Source organism: Campylobacter gracilis (assembly GCF_018374135.1).
GTDB classification, from domain to species: Bacteria; Campylobacterota; Campylobacteria; order Campylobacterales; family Campylobacteraceae; genus Campylobacter_B; species Campylobacter_B gracilis_A.
The window spans coordinates 1-18,332 of sequence record NZ_JAHAFS010000021.1 but is presented as its reverse complement, the minus strand read 5'-3'; the positions used below and the strand labels follow the sequence as shown (position 1 = coordinate 18,332).

The following is an 18,332-nucleotide window of genomic DNA, read 5'->3' as shown; positions in this document are numbered from 1 at the left end:
ATATAAAAATCATATCAGACATTTTACTGAGCATGCTTTAGAGGATATTAGAGAATTGGAATTTAAGTATTCCAATAATGGCGTTATGCCGTATCCATTCTAAAAGGCTTTAAGATGTTGCTTAATGAGCTTTTTAACGATTATGTAGAATTTTACGAGCTGATACTTCGTAAGCACACTTTAGAAAGTGATATATCAACCTACAAGAAGCATATAGCTTCAAGCTTGGGCGAAAAAGATGTAAGTGATATAAGCTTTTTAGATATTCAAAGGCTCTGTAATGGTTTAATCAAGGCTGATTATAAAATTAAGACCGTTAAAAATATCCTTGCAAAGCTGCACGTAATCTTTAAATTTACTCAAAAGCTTGAGCTTATAGCTAAAAATCCTTGTGACTTCGTCGAGTTGCCTAAATTTGACAATAAGCGATACTTTGATTATCCGCTATCTATCCAAAGGCAATTTATAAAAGCCGTCTGCGAGAATGAGACTGATAGCGCCGATATACTCTTTTTTCTACTCCACGGCAGGCGTAAAAATGAGGTTTTAAGCTTACGTTGGAGCGACGTAAATTTAAAAACTAAAACTTACGTCATATATTTTCAAATAAATAAAGCTAAGCGCGATATGATTTATTCTATGAGCGATAAGCTTTATAAAAGGTTACTGAAGCGCTATATATCCGCAAAACAGAATAATCAACTAAATGGCTACATCTTTGTCAATCCTGCTACTGGGTCAAAATTTGTTGATTTACGTAGAAGTTGGAATTCTTTGCTAAAGCGAAACAATTTACCTAAGATTAGGCTTCACGATATAAGGCATCTTATTGGCACGTATTGTATTAATCATCTTAAGCTGCCGATCGAGCAAGTGAGTTTTACTCTCAGTCATACGAATATCATTACTACGCAAAAATATATTACTGCAAATATAAAACAATCGAAAAACACTATCTAAAATTTAATGATTTTTGTTTTGGAAAAATAAGAATACTTTAAGATTTTATCAAATGCTCTTATGTAGAGTGTTTGGTTGCAGAGGGTGGATTTGAACCACCGACCTTCGGGTTATGAGCCCGACGAGCTACCACTGCTCTACTCTGCGATACAAGAAGTGCGAATAAATTTTTAAATTCGCCAAATGGATGGGGTAGGAGGATTCGAACCTCCGAATGATTGGACCAAAACCAATTGCCTTGCCACTTGGCTATACCCCAATGTAAAATAAAATTTAATTATACATAAATTTCAATAAAAAGTCAAGATAAAAATAGGAACTAATCTATAAAAATAAACCAAAGAAGAAAAATTAAAAATAGTACAATAGATAAAATATAAAATAAAAAAGGGTTCGGCTTTACCGAACCCAAAAACACTCTAACTTAATTTTATAGATTAGAATACTACGCCAGTACCGCTGATAGCTATACCTACACCATCATCGTGCGATGTAGCTACGCCTTGAGCATCAATTGTCGAATAGCTGAATGTAGCATTAACCATTCTTGTAATAGATGGATTAGCTTGAGCAGCTATGCAAGCATTTCTTGTAGGATTTGCAACATTTGCTATTTGTAAACGAGCAGGCATCTGTGCACCTACAGTAGTAACAGCAGGAGTTAAAGTGAGTGTGAAGCAGTTCTCACCGGCTACAGTTAAAGTACCGGTCAAACCAGTTCCTGCTATTTGAACATTAGTCATATCAGTAATATTAGGTGCAAGTCTTCCTTGACCTGTATAATAAGAACCGATATCTGATGCAATAGTTGTAAGATTTGTAGCCGCTTTAGAAACCTCAGCATCATCACGAGTAGCTGCAAGTCTTGGAATAGCAACAGCTGCCAAAATACCTAAAATAACGATAACGAAGATCAACTCGATCATAGTAAAACCTTTTTTCATGGTTTACTCCTTAAATAAAATTCATTCCGCATACCTATATGCGAAACTTGACGGAATTATAGAGAAAAATTTAAAAATTGTCAATAGTTTTTGGCAAATTTTTTACAATTTATTTACAAAGTCCGATTTTGATGGCATTTCAAAATCCAAATTTTAAACCCATTTGGTCTATTAATGTATTGTAGTGGCGCCTCTGCACATTGATACCATAAAAATTATTTGCTTTCATTCTGTGCGCGTCCGATAAACCATATAATTTGAGATACAGGATGCTACAGCCCGTATCTCTTCGTAAGAATTCCATACTCCTCCACGCGTCTATCTCGCAGAAACGGCCACCAGCGGCGCACGTTTTCGCATCTTTGCATATCGATGGTTACGACTTCACATAGCTCGTCGGTGCTATTTGCGCGAAACAGCTGCTCGCCCTGTGCGCCGAAAATAAAGCTATTGCCCCAAAACCTAATCCCCTCTTCGCTGGCAAGCTGGTCTACGCGCTGTTTATTCGGTAGCACCTCTAAAGTTTCGCCGTTAAATTTGATCTCTATTGAAATCTTTAAATTCTCTCGCGCAGCCTCATTTTTCGCGGGCAAAATTTCGCCGCCGATCGCCATTTTGCCGCTATTCGTTAGCGCCTCGTTATTAAAAGATAAAATTCCGCCCTCGCTCAAAATTTTACTCTCACCGCCCGTATCCGCAGAGCGTAAAACTTTATCACTGACTGCTCCGCCGTCGCTTGCTGGCAAAATTTTATTTCCCCCAGATAAAATTTCATCCGGCGAGACTTCGCTCAGCGCGGCGCTCTCAAAGCCCACGCGATTTACGGCGATTACGGGCAGGGAGTTTGCCACCGCATGCCCGCGCTGTACCGCAACCCAGGCCCCCAGCTGGCGCGCCTTTTCGTCCTCGCCGTCGCCGTCGAACCACCCGATCGCGGTCGGATATATGAGCAGCTCGGCACCGCGTAGCGCCATCGCGCGCGCCGCCTCGGGATACCACTGATCCCAGCACACGAGCACACCGAGCCGTCCCACGCTCGTATCTATGGGCTCAAAGCCCAGATCACCCGGCGTGAAATAAAATTTTTCGTAAAACTTCGGATCGTCGGGGATATGCATCTTGCGATACTTGCCGGCGATCGTGCCGTCGCGCTCGAAGACCACGGCGGTGTTGTGATACAGCCCCGCGGCGCGGCGCTCAAAAAGCGAGCTTACCAACACCACGCCAAATCTCTTCGCTACCTCGCTCCACAGCCGCAAATCGCGCTCGAAATCCTGCGCATAGTCGAAATTTTCGGTATTTTCGCGCTGGCAAAAATAATGCATCTGATGAAGCTCTTGCAAAACGATTAACTGCGCGCCCTTTGCCGCTGCGCGCGCGATGAGCTCGATACTGCGCGCTATCGTACACGCTTTAGTTCCTTCAAATTTATGCGAAATCAGCCCAACTTTTAAAATTTTCATATTTTTCCTTCGATCTAAATTTAAAGCCTGAATTTATTCATGCACGAGCAGTGCAGCGAGCCGTTTTGGCGGATGAAAACGCGCGCGTTCACCCCCACTACTTTGCGATCCGCGCACGCTGTTCGCAGACGCGAGAGCGCCAGCTCGTCCGCAACGCGGTTCGGATCGTGCGGATCTGCGGGGTCTGCGTAGGTAGGCACGATGAGCGCGCCGTTTAAAAAGACGAAATTTGCGTAAGTCGCGGGCAGTCTGCGCCCCTGATAAAAGATCGCGCGCGGGATCGGCAGTTCGATCACGTCGTATCCGAGCGATGAAATTTCATCTTTCATCGCGCTAAGCTCCGCATAGTGCAGATCGCTCGGATCGTCGCACGACGAAATAGCCACAGTGCGCGGACTTAGAAAGCGCGCCAGGGTATCAACGTGGCTGTCGGTATCATCGCCTTTTATGAAACCGTGCCCCAGCCAGATTATCTTTTTTAGCCCGAAAATTTCACGCAGCCGCGCGTCCAGCTCAGCCTTGCTTAGTGGGTTGCGATTTTCGTTTAGCAAACACGCGCTGGTAGTTAGCATCGTGCCCGCGCCGTCAAAATCGACGCTGCCGCCTTCTAAGATCAGATCTACGTCTCGCAGCGGGTGGGCGTTCGCGGCGTAAAGCTTGGAATTTAACGCGTCGTCCTTGGCGCTTGCAAACTTGCCGCCCCAGGCGTTGAAACGAAAATTTAGCCCCGTGATTTTGCCGCCCTCCTCTACGTCGATCGCGCCGTAATCGCGGATCCACGTATCGTCGGTATCGATTTGCGCGAAGCTCGCGTTTGCTAAGCCGCCGCAAATTTGCTCAAAATCCTCGCGGCTCGGCGCGATCGCGACGACCGGCTCAAACCTCGCTGCAGCGGCGATAAAGTCGCGATAAGCCGCCCGTATCTCGCCCAAATACGGCGCCCAGTCGGTGTCCGCGTGCGGCAAAGACACCAAAAGCGCCTCTTGCTCTTCCCATTCGGCGAATGCTCTCATTTTTGCTCCAAGATTAAAATTTCACGGATTATAGCGAAAAAATATTTGTAGATGGTGCGCCCGGAGGAATTCGAATCCCCGACCTTTTGAACCGCAATCAAATGCTCTATCCAGCTGAGCTACGAGCGCACGAAATAAAAGAAAACGAGATTATAGCGTTTTTAGCTTAAATTTAACCAAAAGGCGATTTAAATTTCGACATGCGATAAATTTTGCTTCGCATTTTTCGCATTTTTGCGTTTGCCTTATCGCGACATCCAGTTTTTCGTTTAAATTCCAACGTGCAAGAATTTTAGCCTGCTCAAATTTATCGTGTATCGCGCTGAAATTTAACTTACTTAAGGATTCTGCTTGCATCTTAGAATTTAAAATTTAGCTTACTTAAAATTCCGCAAGTCAAATTTAAAATATCCTAAAAATTTTACTATCTCACACCACGCAAAATAAATAAAATTTATCGCTTTTTAGGTATCATAAGCAAGCAATAAAATGAACGAGGGAGATAAAATGAAAAAAGTCTTTTTGGCGTTTACACTGTGGCTCGGTTTTAGCGGGGCTGCTTTTGCGATGCAAGATACGGAGCCGAGCGAGGCGCAAGGGCAAAATTCTGCGGGAATTAAAATTTTAAGCGACGGGTTTTTGAAGCTATCCGCGAGAGAATATGCGAATGCGGTCGGTCGCTGTGTTACTTCCCATATTTACGATGATTGTGACAAAATTTATTCACTAGAAATTTCGCGACTTATAAAGGAGTGCGGTTTCGGCGATGGGAGATATAGCGCTTGTCAGAGCTTATTAAGTATCGCGGATAAGCGTTGCTTTGAAAAAGATCAAATTGAAAATTTATTAGCATGCAGCTTGTCCGGAGAAATTTTAGTTAAAACAAATAAGATCGAAACTGGATTAAAGCGATTAATAAGAGCTTGCGAGGTAGGTAAGATAGGGGATTCTTGTTTGCTCTGTGCAATAACCCATTTTTATTACTCTTTAGATATAAACGAGGTAATAAAATATATGACAATGACGCGAGATCTAGCGTATGATAAAGAACATTTCAATAAAATCATCAAAAAATTGCAAGATTGCAAAGCCGACAAAGAGTGCAATCCTACGAAATTAGAATTTCAATAGGCAAACGGCTAGCTTTTGCTATATTTAAATAGCCCACAAGACGCCGCCGTTAGCGAAATTTATACAAAAGGAGAAACAATAGAGTTGAAAGACCTCTTGTTAATTATATCCGTTCTAGTAAATATATGTGCTTTATATAATTTAAGGATAGTCGAACGAGAAAAAAGTAAGTTAAAAAAGACAGAGATACTTTTTGAATTAAGGGCGGCGGCGGTAAAAAAGTTTAACGAAATATATCAAAAACATAATCCTTCAAATTGTGAAGTGCTCTTTTATGAAAATATATATTCACGGAAGGACCTGGAAGAACTTAGAAAAGATACAGCACAATATCGAGCAGAACACGGCTATGTTTTTGAGGGCGATGAATTTGACAAAATTCTAGAAAAGGCGGCATCTACGCTCGGTGACGACATAAGCGAATATATACAATACGAATCGTATATGGAAGAAAAAGGACTATTAACGTACGAGGAAGCAGGGTATCATCCTCATTATTATGAAGGTACCGTAAAGCTTATATCGGAAGTTAATGAGATGATGAGAAAGTATCTGTTTGATGAAGCAAAGCGGTAAAGCGGCGCCACGACTTAAATTTAAAAGAGCAGATAAAAAATGGCACGATCCTAAAGATCACGCCGCTACGGGCTCACCATCGCAGCGTCAAGGTGTAAATTTAGCGCCCTGATCGCCGCAACATTCGTAGTCGATCGTTCTGCCAACCGACCGCCAAAAGCAGTAGCCGCAAACTAGAGGAGCGCGCCCCCGAGTTACAAAACGACTGACCGCCGAACCGATCGCCGAGCCAAAGCCCTAGCCCGCGTTACTCTACGTAAATTTTATACTCGCCGTAGCCGCGCGCGTCCATCTCCTCAAGCGGTATAAATTCCAAGCTAGCGCCGTTGATGCAGTATCTCATACCGCCCTTATCTCTCGGTCCGTCCTCAAAGACGTGTCCTAAATGGCTGCCTCCTACGCGGCTGGAGACCTCGACGCGCTGCATACCGTGGCTGTCGTCCCTCTCATACGCGATCGCATCGGTCGTTATCGGCTTTGAAAAGCTCGGCCAGCCGGTGCCGGAGTTGTATTTATCGGTAGAGGAAAAGAGCGGTTTTTTCGACACGATGTCGACATAGATGCCCTTTTTATAGTGCTTGTCGTATTCGCTCGAAAACGGTCGCTCGGTATCTTTTTCCTGCGTGACGCTGTATTGCAGGTCGCTCAGAGTTCTTTTAAGCTCCTCTTTGCTCTGCGCTTTGAAGGCTTTGTCGTCGTAAAGCGGCTTTTTAGCGAGGCGCAGATCGATGTGGCAGTAGCCGCCCGGGTTTTTATCTAGATAGTCTTGATGATAATCCTCCGCCTTGACGTAGTTTTTAAGCGGCATAACCTCGACTGCGATTTTTTCGTCGTATTTGCTCTGTTTAAACGCTACGAATTTACGCGCCGTCTCGCCGGTCGCCTCATCGGTGTAGTAGATGCCCGTGCGGTATTGGCGACCGCGGTCGTTACCCTGCTTGTCGATCGAGAACGGATCGATGATGCGGAAATAATGCGCCAAAATTTCAGGTTCGCTGATGATATTTGCGTCGTATTTTAAGTGTAGCGTCTCGGCATGATCGCTGCTATGTAAGCCTTCGTAGCTTGCTTTATCGCTCTTGCCGTTGGCGTAGCCCACCTGCGTCGCGACTATGCCGTCGAGCTGTTTGTAATACGCCTCCATGCCCCAGAAGCAGCCGCCTGCTAGATAAATTTCTTTTACGTTTGCGTTCACGCCGCCTCCTTTAACTCTAAAATTTGCGTCCGCCGCACCGGCGCTGCTGCCGCCGCCTGCGGCATTGAGCGCGACTAAATAACCCGCCGCCAAAGCAAAGAGGCAGATTAAAACTTTAGAAATTTTCATTTTGATCCTTTCGTTTTGAATTTTGCGCAATTTTACAATCTCTAAATGAAGCGAGAGTGAAAGAGAGAAATTTTATCGCTTACGGCGGATCGGTACCTAAATTTTATCGCCGCAGGATCGGGGCTTTCGGCTCGCCGTCGCCGCAGAATTAGAATTTTATCGTTGCGGCGGCGCAAGATCAAAATTTTATCTTATCCTCGCGGCGCGCTGCAGCATCGGAATTTTACCTCCTCGCAAGCGGTTAAAATTCTATGCTATAACGAGGGCTGAAATTTTACCGCTTCAGCGGGGGGGGCGGATTTCGCTAGCGCGGCAAGCGGTTGGATTTGATCGCCGCGGCAAAAATTAAAATTTTGCTACCGCTGCAGGGTTAGAATTTCATCGCCCCTGCGCTACGATGAAATTTGTCCCTTTTACGAGCGAGACCCTTGCGCCGTCCATTCGCCTGCGCTACGGCTCACGTGAAATTTATCCATTTGTCGCGGCTTACGTGGGGATTTTAGAGATTTCGATACGCCCTATTGCGGCGCGAAATTTTATTGTCGCGCCTCGCGGCTAGATTTTGCTACCGTCGTGGGGATCAAAATTTTACCGCCGCGCGACCGCAATCTGAGCCTGATTTAGCGCCTTTGCGAGTTTTACGACGCGGCCGAATTCTACCGCAGGCGCCATTTTGCGAGGGCACGGATTGCTCGCGGAACGGAAGCTTTGCACTGCGCCCGCTGCTTTGCCGCATTTAAAATTTTATCTACGCACCGCTTAGGTTGCGGCACGGGGTGTCCATCCGCTTGTCGCGCGATTAAAATTTATCTACGAGCGCGCCGACCGCGACGAGGCGCCGCCTTAAAAATTTATACTCCGCTCCGTATCTGCTGCGAAACGGCGCTGAAATTTCAACGCAAAATAGGCGCCATGAAATTTTCGCGCCGCGAGATAAAATTTGTGCGTCGTTGTACGGCGACGAGGCGCGAACCCATCCGCTGCGTGCGCGATTAAATTTAAAATTTACGCGCCGCGACCGCTAGATAAAATTTCGCGACCATTCAGGGGCGGCGGATGATTTAAATTTAGATTACGCCGCACCTACACAAAGCAGTATGTCGCATAGCCAAAAACCCGCGCCGCATAGTAGTATAATGAAGCGCGAACAGTCGGATTCGCACTGCCTCCACCGCGTAGCGGAGCGCAGCCAAATTTACATCGCGCACGGCTTTGTAGCGGAGGCAGCCGGATCCGCACCGCATTGGCACACAACAAAGCACCGTGTATTAGATCCGCTCCGCGCCCGCTACGCAGCGAGCAACGAGATCCGCTCCGGCGCGGTTTTCAAGATTCGCAACGGCATAAAAAGTTACGAAGCTATCACAATAAATCCGCCCGCGCCGCAGGCAAGCAAATTTTAGTGCAAAAAGTGGCGCACGCCGGTAAAATACATCGCCATGCCAAACTCATCGGCGCTTGCGATCACCTCGTTATCGCGGATGCTGCCGCCTGGCTGCACTACCGCCGCGACGCCCGCAGCATGGGCGATCTCGATGCTGTCTTTAAACGGGAAAAACGCCTCGCTTGCAAGCGCGCAGCCGCGCAGATCGACGCCCACGTCGAGCGCCTTCGCCACTGCCGCGCGTGCGGCGTCCACGCGGCTCGTCATACCCATGCCGATCGCGACCATCGCGCGATTTTTGACGTAAACCACGCAGTTGCTCTTCGTAAGAGCGGCGATCTGCCACGCTATTTTTAGGTCATCCAGTTCACTCTCGCTAGCCGCGCGCTTGGTGACGCAGCGGGCGTTTGCGACCTCGTCCGCGCCCACGTAGTCGCGCTGCTGATATACGAAGCCGCCGTCAATAAATTTAAAATCATACTTGTCGTTTTCGCGAATCAAAAACTCCCCGCCCTGCTCGAAAATTTTGATGCGCTTTTTCTTTTCAAATACCGCAAGCGCCGCGGGCGTAACGCGAGCGGCGAGGATAACCTCGACAAAAATTTCGTTGATTTTATTCGCTAGCTCCTCGTCCAAAACGCCGTTTATCGCCACGACGCCGCCGTATGCCGAGACCGGGTCGCATTTTAGCGCCTCTACGTAGCTTTCAAGCAGGCTAGATTTCACGGCAAAGCCGCATGGATTGGCGTGCTTGCAGATCGCTACCGCAGGCGCCTCCCCAAAGCTACTAGCGAGCATCAGCGCGCCGTGCATATCGGTCATATTATTAAAGCTCGCCTCGCCCTTTAGGCTCTTAAAATGGTTGCTAAAAAAATCCTCGAACTCGTACAGCGCGCCCTTTTGGTGCGGATTTTCGCCGTAGCGGGTGTCGAATACCTTGCTGCCCGTAATAAATTTTTTCGCGCCGAAGCCGCCGTTAAAGCGCTCGTTCATATAGTTTGCGATCATTGCGTCATAGGCTGCGGTATGATCAAAAGCTTTTATCATTAAATTTTGCCTAAATTTCAGCTTCTCGCTCTCGTCCGCGCCGCTTAAATTTTGCAAAACCGCGTCGTAATCAAGCGGGTTAGTAACGACATAGACGCTCGCGAAATTCTTAGCCGCGCTTCGAACCATCGCAGGTCCGCCGATGTCGATATTTTCGATGATCTCTGAAAAATCGTCGGTACGGGCTACGGTAGCTTTAAAAGGATAAAGGTTCACGCATACTAGATCGATGCCGCCGATGCCGTGCTGTGCGGCTTGGCTTACGTGATTTGCGTCGCTTCGCTTATATAAAATTCCGCCGTGGATCTTTGGATGCAGGGTCTTAACCCGCCCCTCAAACATCTCGGGCGAGCCCGTGTAATGGCTCACTTCCGCTGCTTTCACGCCATTTTGCAAAAGCAGTTTATGCGTGCCGCCCGTGCTTAAAATTTCAAATCCGAGCCTCTGCAGCCCTTTGGCGAACTCTACGACGCCCTTCTTATCGCTGACGCTGATTAACGCTCTCATCTTTTCTCCTTTTAATTTATTCGCATAATTTTTTAAAAATCAGCTCGCGCATGTCGTTTGCATTAAGCTGAAAATACAAAATCGCCTCACGGCGAGCCTTTTGATACTCGCGCCTCGTCTTTTCATCTGCTGCGCCGAGCTTTTCGCCGTTAAATTTCGCCATACGCGCCGAACTCAGCTCTTTTAGCCTCTCGCCGCCCGGAGAAATGCCGCCGCTATAATTAAACCACTCTTTGCTTTGAAAAATATTAAATAAAATTTGAAAATCTACGAAATTTCCCTTATTGTACTCGGCGCAGACCCCGTTTTCGTGGCTTGCGGCGTAGATCGCACCGTATCTGCGCTCGAAAAAATATAGTTTTATGAGCTTTGCATTTTTGTCTAAATTTGCGCCGCTACCGCCTAAAATCGCAAGCTTCGCATCGCCTCGCGTTTCGTAAGGGCCCAAAATCGTGCCGTTTTCGTAGAGATTTCCGCCGTAAAGAGCGTATTTCGTACCCCTAAGCTCGTCCGAAAGAACGTAGGTTTTATCGGTTGCGAGCGAGTTTTTGCCCGCGCAGCCGAGCAGCGACAGAGCCAAAAACAGAGACGAGATAAAAAATTTCATCGCAAAAAATCCTTTAAATTTTAAAATTTTGCCAAATTTATGAAGCAGGGTCGGCAAAGCCAAATTTACTAAATTTACCGCGCGCAAATTTTAATTTTACTTCTCAAATGCCGCCGCGTTGCCCGCGCGGACGTAAATTTTAAAATTTTGCGCCGCTTGCAAAAAGCTAAATTTAAAAGCCGCGACGCAAAACGTAAATTTAAACCGCAGCGTAAGCTTAGCCGAAAAGATCGGCGCGAACCGGCTAAATTTAAAATTTCACAGCGCAGCTTTTATCGCCAAGCCAGGTTGCACTTGATTTTGCCGCTTTTTAAAATTTTAAATTTACTTGCACATCCTATTTTCCAGCTCGTCCATAAGCGCGGCTATGTCATCATCAATCGCACCTTGCGCTGCTGCTCGTTTAAATTTTATGCGCCGATTTAAATTTTACAAGCTACAAATTTAAATCGACACGAGACCCAAAAACCGCACTAAATATAATAGATGCTGTTTTTGATATTTTTGCCGTCGATCTCGTTTTTGCGCCACGAGCTCTCGTCGTTTAGCACGATCCAGCGCTTCTCCTCCTCGCGGTAAAACCAGTCCTTGTCGATCTGATAGTAGATCTGACATCCCAAAATTTCGATGATATTGGCGATGTTGTTGTCGTGGTAGTTGTTCTCGTCAAAGTCGGTGAAGGTGCGCTGCCCCATCTCGGCGTAGAGCTCGTTTAAAATTTGAAGCATCTCGCTTAGGCGCGTATCCATCTTCTCGACCTGAAGCCCAAGCTCGTTAGCCTCTCTGAATAAGATCGGATAGTCGTGCGACGGATAGCCGCTGTTTAGCTTGTCGCTGATAAAGGCGATCTTTTGCTCATCGTCGAAGTGGTAGCGCAGAATTTCGCGGCAAATTTTAAGCGACAAGCTGCTTGCGCGATCGACGGCGCCGAAAACGAGCGGATGGATATATTTGTAAAGCTCCTTGTACGGGTTCTCGTCGTTCGGGCGCTCGTTATTTTTCCAAAGCTTCACCACGCGACTTAGCTCGTCCATCGAAACGTTGGCTTGATCGTTGGTGTTCGTAACCGGCGAAAGCTCGTGGCGCAGCGAAGTATCGACCGACGTTAGGTATCCTAGCGGCCCCATTAAAATTTTATTCGCTCCAAGCGCCATCATCGTAGCCGCCGAAGCGCAGTTTGCCGGCACTAGAGCGATCAGCTCGTCGCAGTGATTACGCAGGATCGAGACGATCTTAAGCGAGGCGATACCGCTGCCGCCGTCAGACTTGATATAAAGGTAGAGCTTTTCGAAATGCTTGCCCTTTAGGTGGTCGTTGATACTGATCGCGTCGTTACCGCAAACGCTGCCCGCGCCCGAATTAAAATAGGTAAGCAGCGGCGCGCCCAGATATTTCTCGATATTGGTGATCACCTCTTGCGTTTGCTTCATCAAGATCGGCGGTTGCTTCGCCGCCTTTTTGGCGCCCTGCTTCTGCGGCTCTTCGTCTTTGGATAAAAATCCCATGTTTTTCCTTTCGTGTTGGTTTGGTTTTAAAATTTTATTTCATAAATAATAAGCAGCCTTAACGCTATCGCATATTAAAATTTCAATGCTCGCGCATACTTGCCGCCTTTATCTTGCGCTAAATTCTCGTGCCATATGCTAGACTGCCTGCACGATGCGCAACAGGGCTACGTTAAGCGCTCTGCCGATCTCGCAAGCTTGGAATTTTAAAATTTAGATGCGAATTTAACTGTGCCGCGTGTTTTGAAATTTCGCTGCAGCGCTGCAGCCAATCTCTCGCGACATAAATTTCGGCAAGCAAGCTCGGCGCTCTTGCGCGACCTGAAATTTTCGCACGCCGCGCATATTGCGATATCGCGCCTTAAAATTCCTTCGCCGCACCTTGCCACCGTATCGCAAGCCCTATCTCAAAATTTCAATGCGTTTTGCGCCCTCAAATTTTAAAATTTCGCCCTACTTTTCGCCGAAGCGCTCCTTTAAAATTTTATACGCCTCGTTGATCTCCTGAAGCTTCTTCGTGCCCTCCTGGATGATCTCCTCGTCCGCGCCTTTGCCCATCAGGATGTCGGGATGGTATTTTTTCACGAGCTCGCGGTATTTTTTCTTGATCTCGCTAAACGTAGCGTCCTTGGAGAGTCCCAAAATTTCATACGGATCTCTTTTGGTTTTGGCGGAGCCTTGCGAGCCACTCGAATACCCGCCGTAACCGCTCGAACTTTGCGAGCCTCCATATCCCGAGCCCGCCGTGCCGCTATATCCGTAGCCGGTGCCGCCGCCGTAACTACTGCTTCCGTAGCCGCCCGTGCTTCTGCCGCCGTATTTGTCCCAATACCCGCCGCTTCTTGTGCTATAGCCGTCGTATTCGTCGTAAGCCGTATCGCTTTGCGCGCCGCCGTTTTCGTAATAGGTTCCGTAAAAACTGCGCTCAAAGGTCGCGAATATCTGGCTTTGAATATGCTCCGCAATGCCCAATCCGTCGCAAATCTGCGAGATTGTGCGCCGCTCTGCCGCGCTAAAACCGCGATCGACGTAGGCTAAATTTAAAAAGAAATAGATTAGCCCCGTTTTGCGGCTCGGGCTCGGGCGGTAGGTTTGGTTATATTTTTCGGCGAGCTCGCGCACGTTTGCGAGGCTTTCTTTCTCGAGCTTATAAACTAGCTTCAGCGCCTCGCGTTCGCGTTCGCCGGCGCCCATTTGGCGCACCAAATCATCTAAAATTTCGCTTATCATCGCGGCTTCGGACTCGCTTACGTGCCCGTCGCTTTTGGCGACCTTGGCTAGAAGCGCTACTAAAATTTTAGCCTCTCCTAGCTGCATTTGCGCCTTGCCGCGATAGCCGGAGTTGCCGAGAGCCCCACCGATCTGCGCGAAAATATACAGCGCGATTAAAAGAAATATGATGCTAAGCACGCGCTAGTCTTCGCTCTTTACGATCTTAGCAAACTCGCCGAAGTAAATTTCTTTTAGCACCTTTAGATTTTTACGGACGGAATTTATGCGAAAAACTTCGCCGCCGCTGGTGCCTAGACGCATCAAGCTTAGTCCGTATTTTGCGGCCAGCTCTTTAAATTTCGCCTCGTCGCGTACGCCGAAAATCGCGCGCGAAAAGCTCTCGTCGAAAATATCTCTGCCGTCGTCGCAGCTCATCTCAAACTCGCCGCCTACGCCGCCTACGCACGCCATTTTAGCTAGCGTGATCGCCACGCCGCCGATACCTACGGAATTTGCAAATTCCAAAATCCCGCTTTTGCCGGCTTCTATCACGAAGTCCCACAGAGCGCGCTCGGCCTTTAAATTTAACTCAGGCAGGCTGCCTGCGACGCGATTTTCCACCGCTTTCATATAAAGCGAGCCCGCAAAAACGCCCTTCGTATCGCCTACCAGATAGACGCTCACGCCGCTAGCGCAAAAATCGCTAGGGATGATCTCGCCCTCGTTTGTGCCCACGCACACGATCGCGGGAGTGGGCTGAATGCTAACGCCGCCCGTTTCGTTATAAAGGCTTACGTTGCCGCTGATGACCGGGGTATTTAGCGCGGCGCAAGCCTGCTTGATCCCCTCGCAGCCCTGCGCGAACTGCCACATGACCTCGGGATTTTGCGGATTGCCGTAGTTTAGGCAGTCGGTGATGGCTAGAGGCGTCGCGCCGCTCATAGCGACCTTTCGCCCCGCCGACGCTACCGCGAGCGCCGCGCCTATGCGAGGATGGACGTAATTCATCCGCGTGTTGCAGTCCGCAGCCATCGCGAGCTTTACGTCGTTTTGCTTAACTCGCATCACCGCAGCACCCAGCATACCGGGGCGCTTGGCGGAGTTTAGCCCTACGTTAGCGTCGTATTGATCGTAGATGTAGGATTTATTTAGTACTTCGGGGTCCTGAAAAATTTTATCAAACGCCGCGTCCAGCTCGCGCTCGCTTGCGCCGCAGCCGCACAAATTTTGCCGCGCGATCTGCGCCATATATGCAGGCTCTTTTATCGGGCGATCCAGCACGGGCGCTGCCTCGCTAAGAGGCTCGATCGGGATAACGCCCGCCAGCTCGCCATGCCAAAAAAGCTCCATCTTGCCGCTATCCGTTACCTCGCCGATTACGGCGGCGTCAAGATCCCATTTGGCAAAAATTTCTTTGATTTTCTCCTCGCAGCCCTTTTTGGCGCAGATCAGCATGCGCTCCTGGCTCTCGCTTAACATCAGCTCATACGGGCTCATCCCCTCCTCGCGCATCGGCACAAGGTCCAAATTTAACCTCATTCCGCTGCCGCTGCGCCCCGCCATCTCAAAGCTGCTTGAAGTAAGCCCCGCAGCACCCATATCCTGAATACCCACGACGTAATCGGTTTTAAAAAGCTCCAAGCACGCCTCCATCAGCAGCTTTTCGGCGAACGGATCGCCCACCTGCACGGTCGGGCGCAGAGATTTGTTTGCGTCATTAAAGCTATCGCTCGCCATCACGGCTCCTCCGAGGCCGTCGCGACCGGTTTTGGAGCCCACGTAGATCACGCTATTGCCCACGCCTTCAGCTCTGCCGTAGAAAATTTCATCCTTTTTAACGATACCCAGAGCAAAGGCATTAACTAAAATGTTGCCGTCAAAGCTAGCGTCGAACGTCGTCTCGCCGCCTATCGTAGGGATGCCCATGCAGTTGCCGTAGTGCGCGATGCCTGCGACTGCTCCTTTTAGCAGATAGCGCTGCTTGCGCGCATTTTCGCTTTTTCCTCGCACCTCGCCGAAGCGAAGCGAGTTCATATTGGCTTCGACGCGCGCGCCCATCGTAAAGATATCGCGCAGTATCCCGCCCACGCCTGTCGCAGCGCCTTGAAACGGCTCTATGTAGCTAGGGTGATTGTGGCTTTCCATCTTAAAAACCGCAGCCATGCCGCCGCCGATGTCGATGACGCCTGCGTTTTCGCCGGGGCCTTGGATAACCCAAGGCGCCTTGGTCGGAAAGCCACTTAAGTATTTTTTACTCGATTTATAGCTGCAATGCTCGCTCCACATCGCGCTAAAAATCCCAAGCTCGAGCAGATTCGGCTCGCGACCTAAAATTTTTAAAATTTTTTCATATTCTTCGTCTGAAATTTTATGTGCCGCTACTACTTTTTTGTCCATTTTTTCGCCCTTTTCGCCATTAAATTTAGGTCCCAATGATAGCTAAAATTTTCTATCATTTCGATTAATCTTCGCCCTTTTTAAAATACTTCTCTTAAAGTTTTTCCTCTTTTAAAAACGCGTAAAATGCGTTAATGTTTGCCGTGATAAATCCCTTGCGCCCGTCAAAAAGCGATCTGCGCAAAATGTACGATTTAAAAAACGCAAACGGATAGATCAGCAAAAGCTTCGCAAGGCTCGGCTTCTTGCCCTTCTCAAAATCCCCTTGCGCGCGCAGCGTAGAGTAGTTGTTGTTTTTCATAACAAGCTCGGCGATCGGCTTTTCGCTAAAGTGATTAATGCAGAATTTGCTCTTTTTCACCGCGCCCTTTACGATCGAAATTTGCGCGTGCACCCCCATATTTTTATACTCGCCGCACTCCTTGCGAAAGAAGCGGATGTGAGTGTTTTTGCGCACGAGATCGGAGCATCTGCGCCCGAGCGAGTATTCATGAAATTTAATATCCAGCGCCGAGTAATCGCTGCGGCTCATAAACTCCTCTATCTCGCATTTTAGCTCAGGACTTACCTCCTCATCGCCGTCGAGATTGAGCACCCATTCGTTGCTACATAGCGAAAACGCGTAGTTTTTCTGCACCCCCTCGCCCTGCCAATCGTGATGGTAAATTTTATCGGTAAATTTACGCGCGATTTGCAGCGTGGCATCGGTGCTGCCGCTATCGACGATTATGATCTCGGCAAAATCCGCCACGCTACGCAGCATACGCTCGATGTGGCGCTCCTCATTCATCACTATCGCATAAACGGACGCTTTAATCATAGTTTGTTCCTTATCCTCGTAAATTTCAGCCAAAAATCAAAAAACCCCTCCGTGCCCAAAATGCCGATACGCTTTACGGCGTATTTGTCGTCGCCCGCTTCGTAAAGTCCGCGCTTGACGACCACCGCGCCTTTGAAATTTGATCTGGCGATATTTAAAATTTCATCGTTAAATTTACCGTACGGGTAGGCAAACACCTCGCAAGGCTGCCCGCAAATACGTGCTACGCGAGCCTTGGACGCGATGATCTCATCTGCAGCAAGCTTGGGATCGCTCGCGTAGGTAAGGTCTAAATTTACGTGGTGCATCGTATGCGCGCCGAATTCCACCAGCCCGCTTGCTTGCATTTTTAAAATTTGCTCCTCGCTTAGCATCCGCGCAAGATGGGCGGTGTTGGCGCGCTCCCAGTCGTTTTGCGCGGCGTCCGGCACCAAAAATATGCTTGCTTTGAAATCGTATTTTTTCAAAATTTCAAAGGCGCTAGTAAAATTATTTTCAAACCCGTCGTCGAATGTGATGCAAACCGCCTTTTTAGGCAGCCGCTCTAGCGCGATAAGCTCGCTAAGCTTAAAGCTGCTAAAGCCGTTTTTCGCAAGCCACGCGATCTGTTTTTCAAAATCCGCAGGCTTCAGCCGCCATTTATCGAATTTATCGCCCTTATGCTCCTCTACGCTATGATACATCAGCACCCGCGCCTTATGCCAGCCCTGCGGGATCCGCCACCAGTTATACCGCAGCGAAACGCCCGCTGCGGCGGCAAAGATCAGAAAAGCTACAAAATAAATCATCTGAATTTCTCTCCGTTTTTATAGACGAACTCGCGCCACTCGTAAGGCTCGCTGTAAAAATCACCCCGATCGTTTTTATCTTTTCCGCTTGGTGCGTCGTGACGTTCGCCGCCGCCCTCGCTGCATTTTTCATCAGAAATTTCACCGCAGGCATCTGCGCCGAAGCTCTCTTCAAAGATCGTCTCAAGCATAAATTTCGCCACTCGGGCGGCGTTTGCAATCTTTAGCGTCTTAGCTCTGCCGCGCCGCGCGATGCGCGCGTATTCGCCGCTAGAAAGAAGGTGTTTGATCTTTGAAAAGCAATCCGCAGGATCATCGAAATAAACTATCTCCGAGCCATCCTCGTAAAGCCGCTCAAACCCAGCGATCTTGGGGCTAAAAGTGCAGACGCCACAGCCCAAAAACTGCGCCATGCGGTCGCTCGCGCCGAGCAATTTATGAGCGCGCACACACTCAAGCTCGTCGTCACGATTAAAATTTATCGCAATCTTCGCAGCCGCGATCTCGCGATGAAATTTATCTCCGAATACGGCAGGCGCGCCGAGGCTTGCAAAAATTTTAAGCCTAAGCCTCTCTTTTTCGCAAAAATCGCGCAGCAAAAGCGCAAATTTATACCTCACGTCCTCTTTATAATCACGCGCTATGTAGATCACG

The 18,332-nt window shown here is 48.3% G+C and carries 15 protein-coding genes and 3 tRNA genes; 3 read left to right on the top strand and 15 right to left on the bottom strand.

Annotation, left to right across the window (positions count from 1 at the left end; translation table 11 throughout):
- Window positions 1-114: 114 nt before the first annotated feature.
- A complete protein-coding gene (locus KH703_RS09200) occupies window positions 115-960 on the top strand; it encodes a tyrosine-type recombinase/integrase (protein ID WP_304295564.1) in 846 nt (281 codons plus the stop codon).
- Between the two features lie 72 nt (window positions 961-1,032).
- On the opposite strand, the gene KH703_RS09195 is transcribed toward KH703_RS09200, so the two are convergent.
- The 6 genes from KH703_RS09195 to KH703_RS09170 form a co-directional block, all read right to left on the bottom strand.
- Window positions 1,033-1,107 (bottom strand) — tRNA-Met (locus tag KH703_RS09195).
- Window positions 1,108-1,144: 37 nt separating this feature from the next.
- Window positions 1,145-1,219 (bottom strand) — tRNA-Gln (locus tag KH703_RS09190).
- 178 nt (window positions 1,220-1,397) lie between these two features.
- On the bottom strand, window positions 1,398-1,904 hold the full coding sequence (locus KH703_RS09185) for a type II secretion system protein (RefSeq protein WP_304295563.1): 507 nt from the start codon (window positions 1,902-1,904) through the stop codon (window positions 1,398-1,400).
- Between the two features lie 272 nt (window positions 1,905-2,176).
- Window positions 2,177-3,367: a carbon-nitrogen hydrolase gene (locus KH703_RS09180; protein ID WP_304295562.1), complete on the bottom strand. Its 1,191-nt coding sequence runs from the start codon at window positions 3,365-3,367 to the stop codon at window positions 2,177-2,179.
- Between the two features lie 20 nt (window positions 3,368-3,387).
- The gene (locus tag KH703_RS09175; protein ID WP_304295561.1) at window positions 3,388-4,380 is read right to left on the bottom strand and encodes an agmatine deiminase family protein; all 993 of its coding nucleotides are present in this window, start codon (window positions 4,378-4,380) and stop codon (window positions 3,388-3,390) included.
- Between the two features lie 52 nt (window positions 4,381-4,432).
- Window positions 4,433-4,509: transfer RNA gene (locus KH703_RS09170), tRNA-Arg, on the bottom strand.
- Window positions 4,510-4,887: 378 nt separating this feature from the next.
- Between KH703_RS09170 and KH703_RS09165 the strand changes: the two genes are divergently transcribed.
- On the top strand, window positions 4,888-5,511 hold the full coding sequence (locus KH703_RS09165; RefSeq protein ID WP_304295560.1) for a hypothetical protein: 624 nt from the start codon (window positions 4,888-4,890) through the stop codon (window positions 5,509-5,511).
- Window positions 5,512-5,526: 15 nt separating this feature from the next.
- Window positions 5,527-6,087 carry a hypothetical protein gene (locus tag KH703_RS09160; protein WP_304295559.1) on the top strand — a complete coding sequence of 187 codons (561 nt, stop codon included), beginning with the start codon at window positions 5,527-5,529 and terminating at the stop codon, window positions 6,085-6,087.
- Between the two features lie 247 nt (window positions 6,088-6,334).
- Here the strand turns inward: KH703_RS09160 and msrB are convergent, their stop codons facing one another.
- The 9 genes from msrB to KH703_RS09115 form a co-directional block, all read right to left on the bottom strand.
- Complete coding sequence (msrB, locus tag KH703_RS09155; RefSeq protein ID WP_304295558.1) at window positions 6,335-7,411, bottom strand: peptide-methionine (R)-S-oxide reductase MsrB; 1,077 nt, start codon at window positions 7,409-7,411, stop codon at window positions 6,335-6,337.
- Between the two features lie 1,399 nt (window positions 7,412-8,810).
- Window positions 8,811-10,349 (bottom strand): bifunctional phosphoribosylaminoimidazolecarboxamide formyltransferase/IMP cyclohydrolase, encoded by a 1,539-nt coding sequence (purH, locus tag KH703_RS09150; RefSeq protein ID WP_304295557.1) that lies wholly within the window; start codon window positions 10,347-10,349, stop codon window positions 8,811-8,813.
- Between the two features lie 16 nt (window positions 10,350-10,365).
- Window positions 10,366-10,956 carry a hypothetical protein gene (locus tag KH703_RS09145; RefSeq protein ID WP_304295556.1) on the bottom strand — a complete coding sequence of 197 codons (591 nt, stop codon included), beginning with the start codon at window positions 10,954-10,956 and terminating at the stop codon, window positions 10,366-10,368.
- Window positions 10,957-11,429: 473 nt separating this feature from the next.
- Window positions 11,430-12,461 (bottom strand): hypothetical protein, encoded by a 1,032-nt coding sequence (locus tag KH703_RS09140; protein ID WP_304295555.1) that lies wholly within the window; start codon window positions 12,459-12,461, stop codon window positions 11,430-11,432.
- Between the two features lie 453 nt (window positions 12,462-12,914).
- The gene (locus KH703_RS09135; RefSeq protein WP_304295554.1) at window positions 12,915-13,871 is read right to left on the bottom strand and encodes a molecular chaperone DjiA; all 957 of its coding nucleotides are present in this window, start codon (window positions 13,869-13,871) and stop codon (window positions 12,915-12,917) included.
- A 3-nt stretch (window positions 13,872-13,874) separates the two neighbouring features.
- Window positions 13,875-16,070 carry a phosphoribosylformylglycinamidine synthase subunit PurL gene (gene purL / locus KH703_RS09130; protein ID WP_304295553.1) on the bottom strand — a complete coding sequence of 732 codons (2,196 nt, stop codon included), beginning with the start codon at window positions 16,068-16,070 and terminating at the stop codon, window positions 13,875-13,877.
- Window positions 16,071-16,164: 94 nt separating this feature from the next.
- Window positions 16,165-16,890 carry a glycosyltransferase family 2 protein gene (locus tag KH703_RS09125; protein ID WP_304295552.1) on the bottom strand — a complete coding sequence of 242 codons (726 nt, stop codon included), beginning with the start codon at window positions 16,888-16,890 and terminating at the stop codon, window positions 16,165-16,167.
- Window positions 16,887-17,678 carry a polysaccharide deacetylase family protein gene (locus tag KH703_RS09120; RefSeq protein WP_304295551.1) on the bottom strand — a complete coding sequence of 264 codons (792 nt, stop codon included), beginning with the start codon at window positions 17,676-17,678 and terminating at the stop codon, window positions 16,887-16,889. Before KH703_RS09120 ends, KH703_RS09125 begins: the two co-directional genes overlap by 4 nt.
- Window positions 17,675-18,332: glycosyltransferase (locus KH703_RS09115; protein WP_304295550.1), on the bottom strand; the 658-nt coding region annotated here is incomplete at its 5' end. The genes KH703_RS09115 and KH703_RS09120, both read right to left, overlap by 4 nt.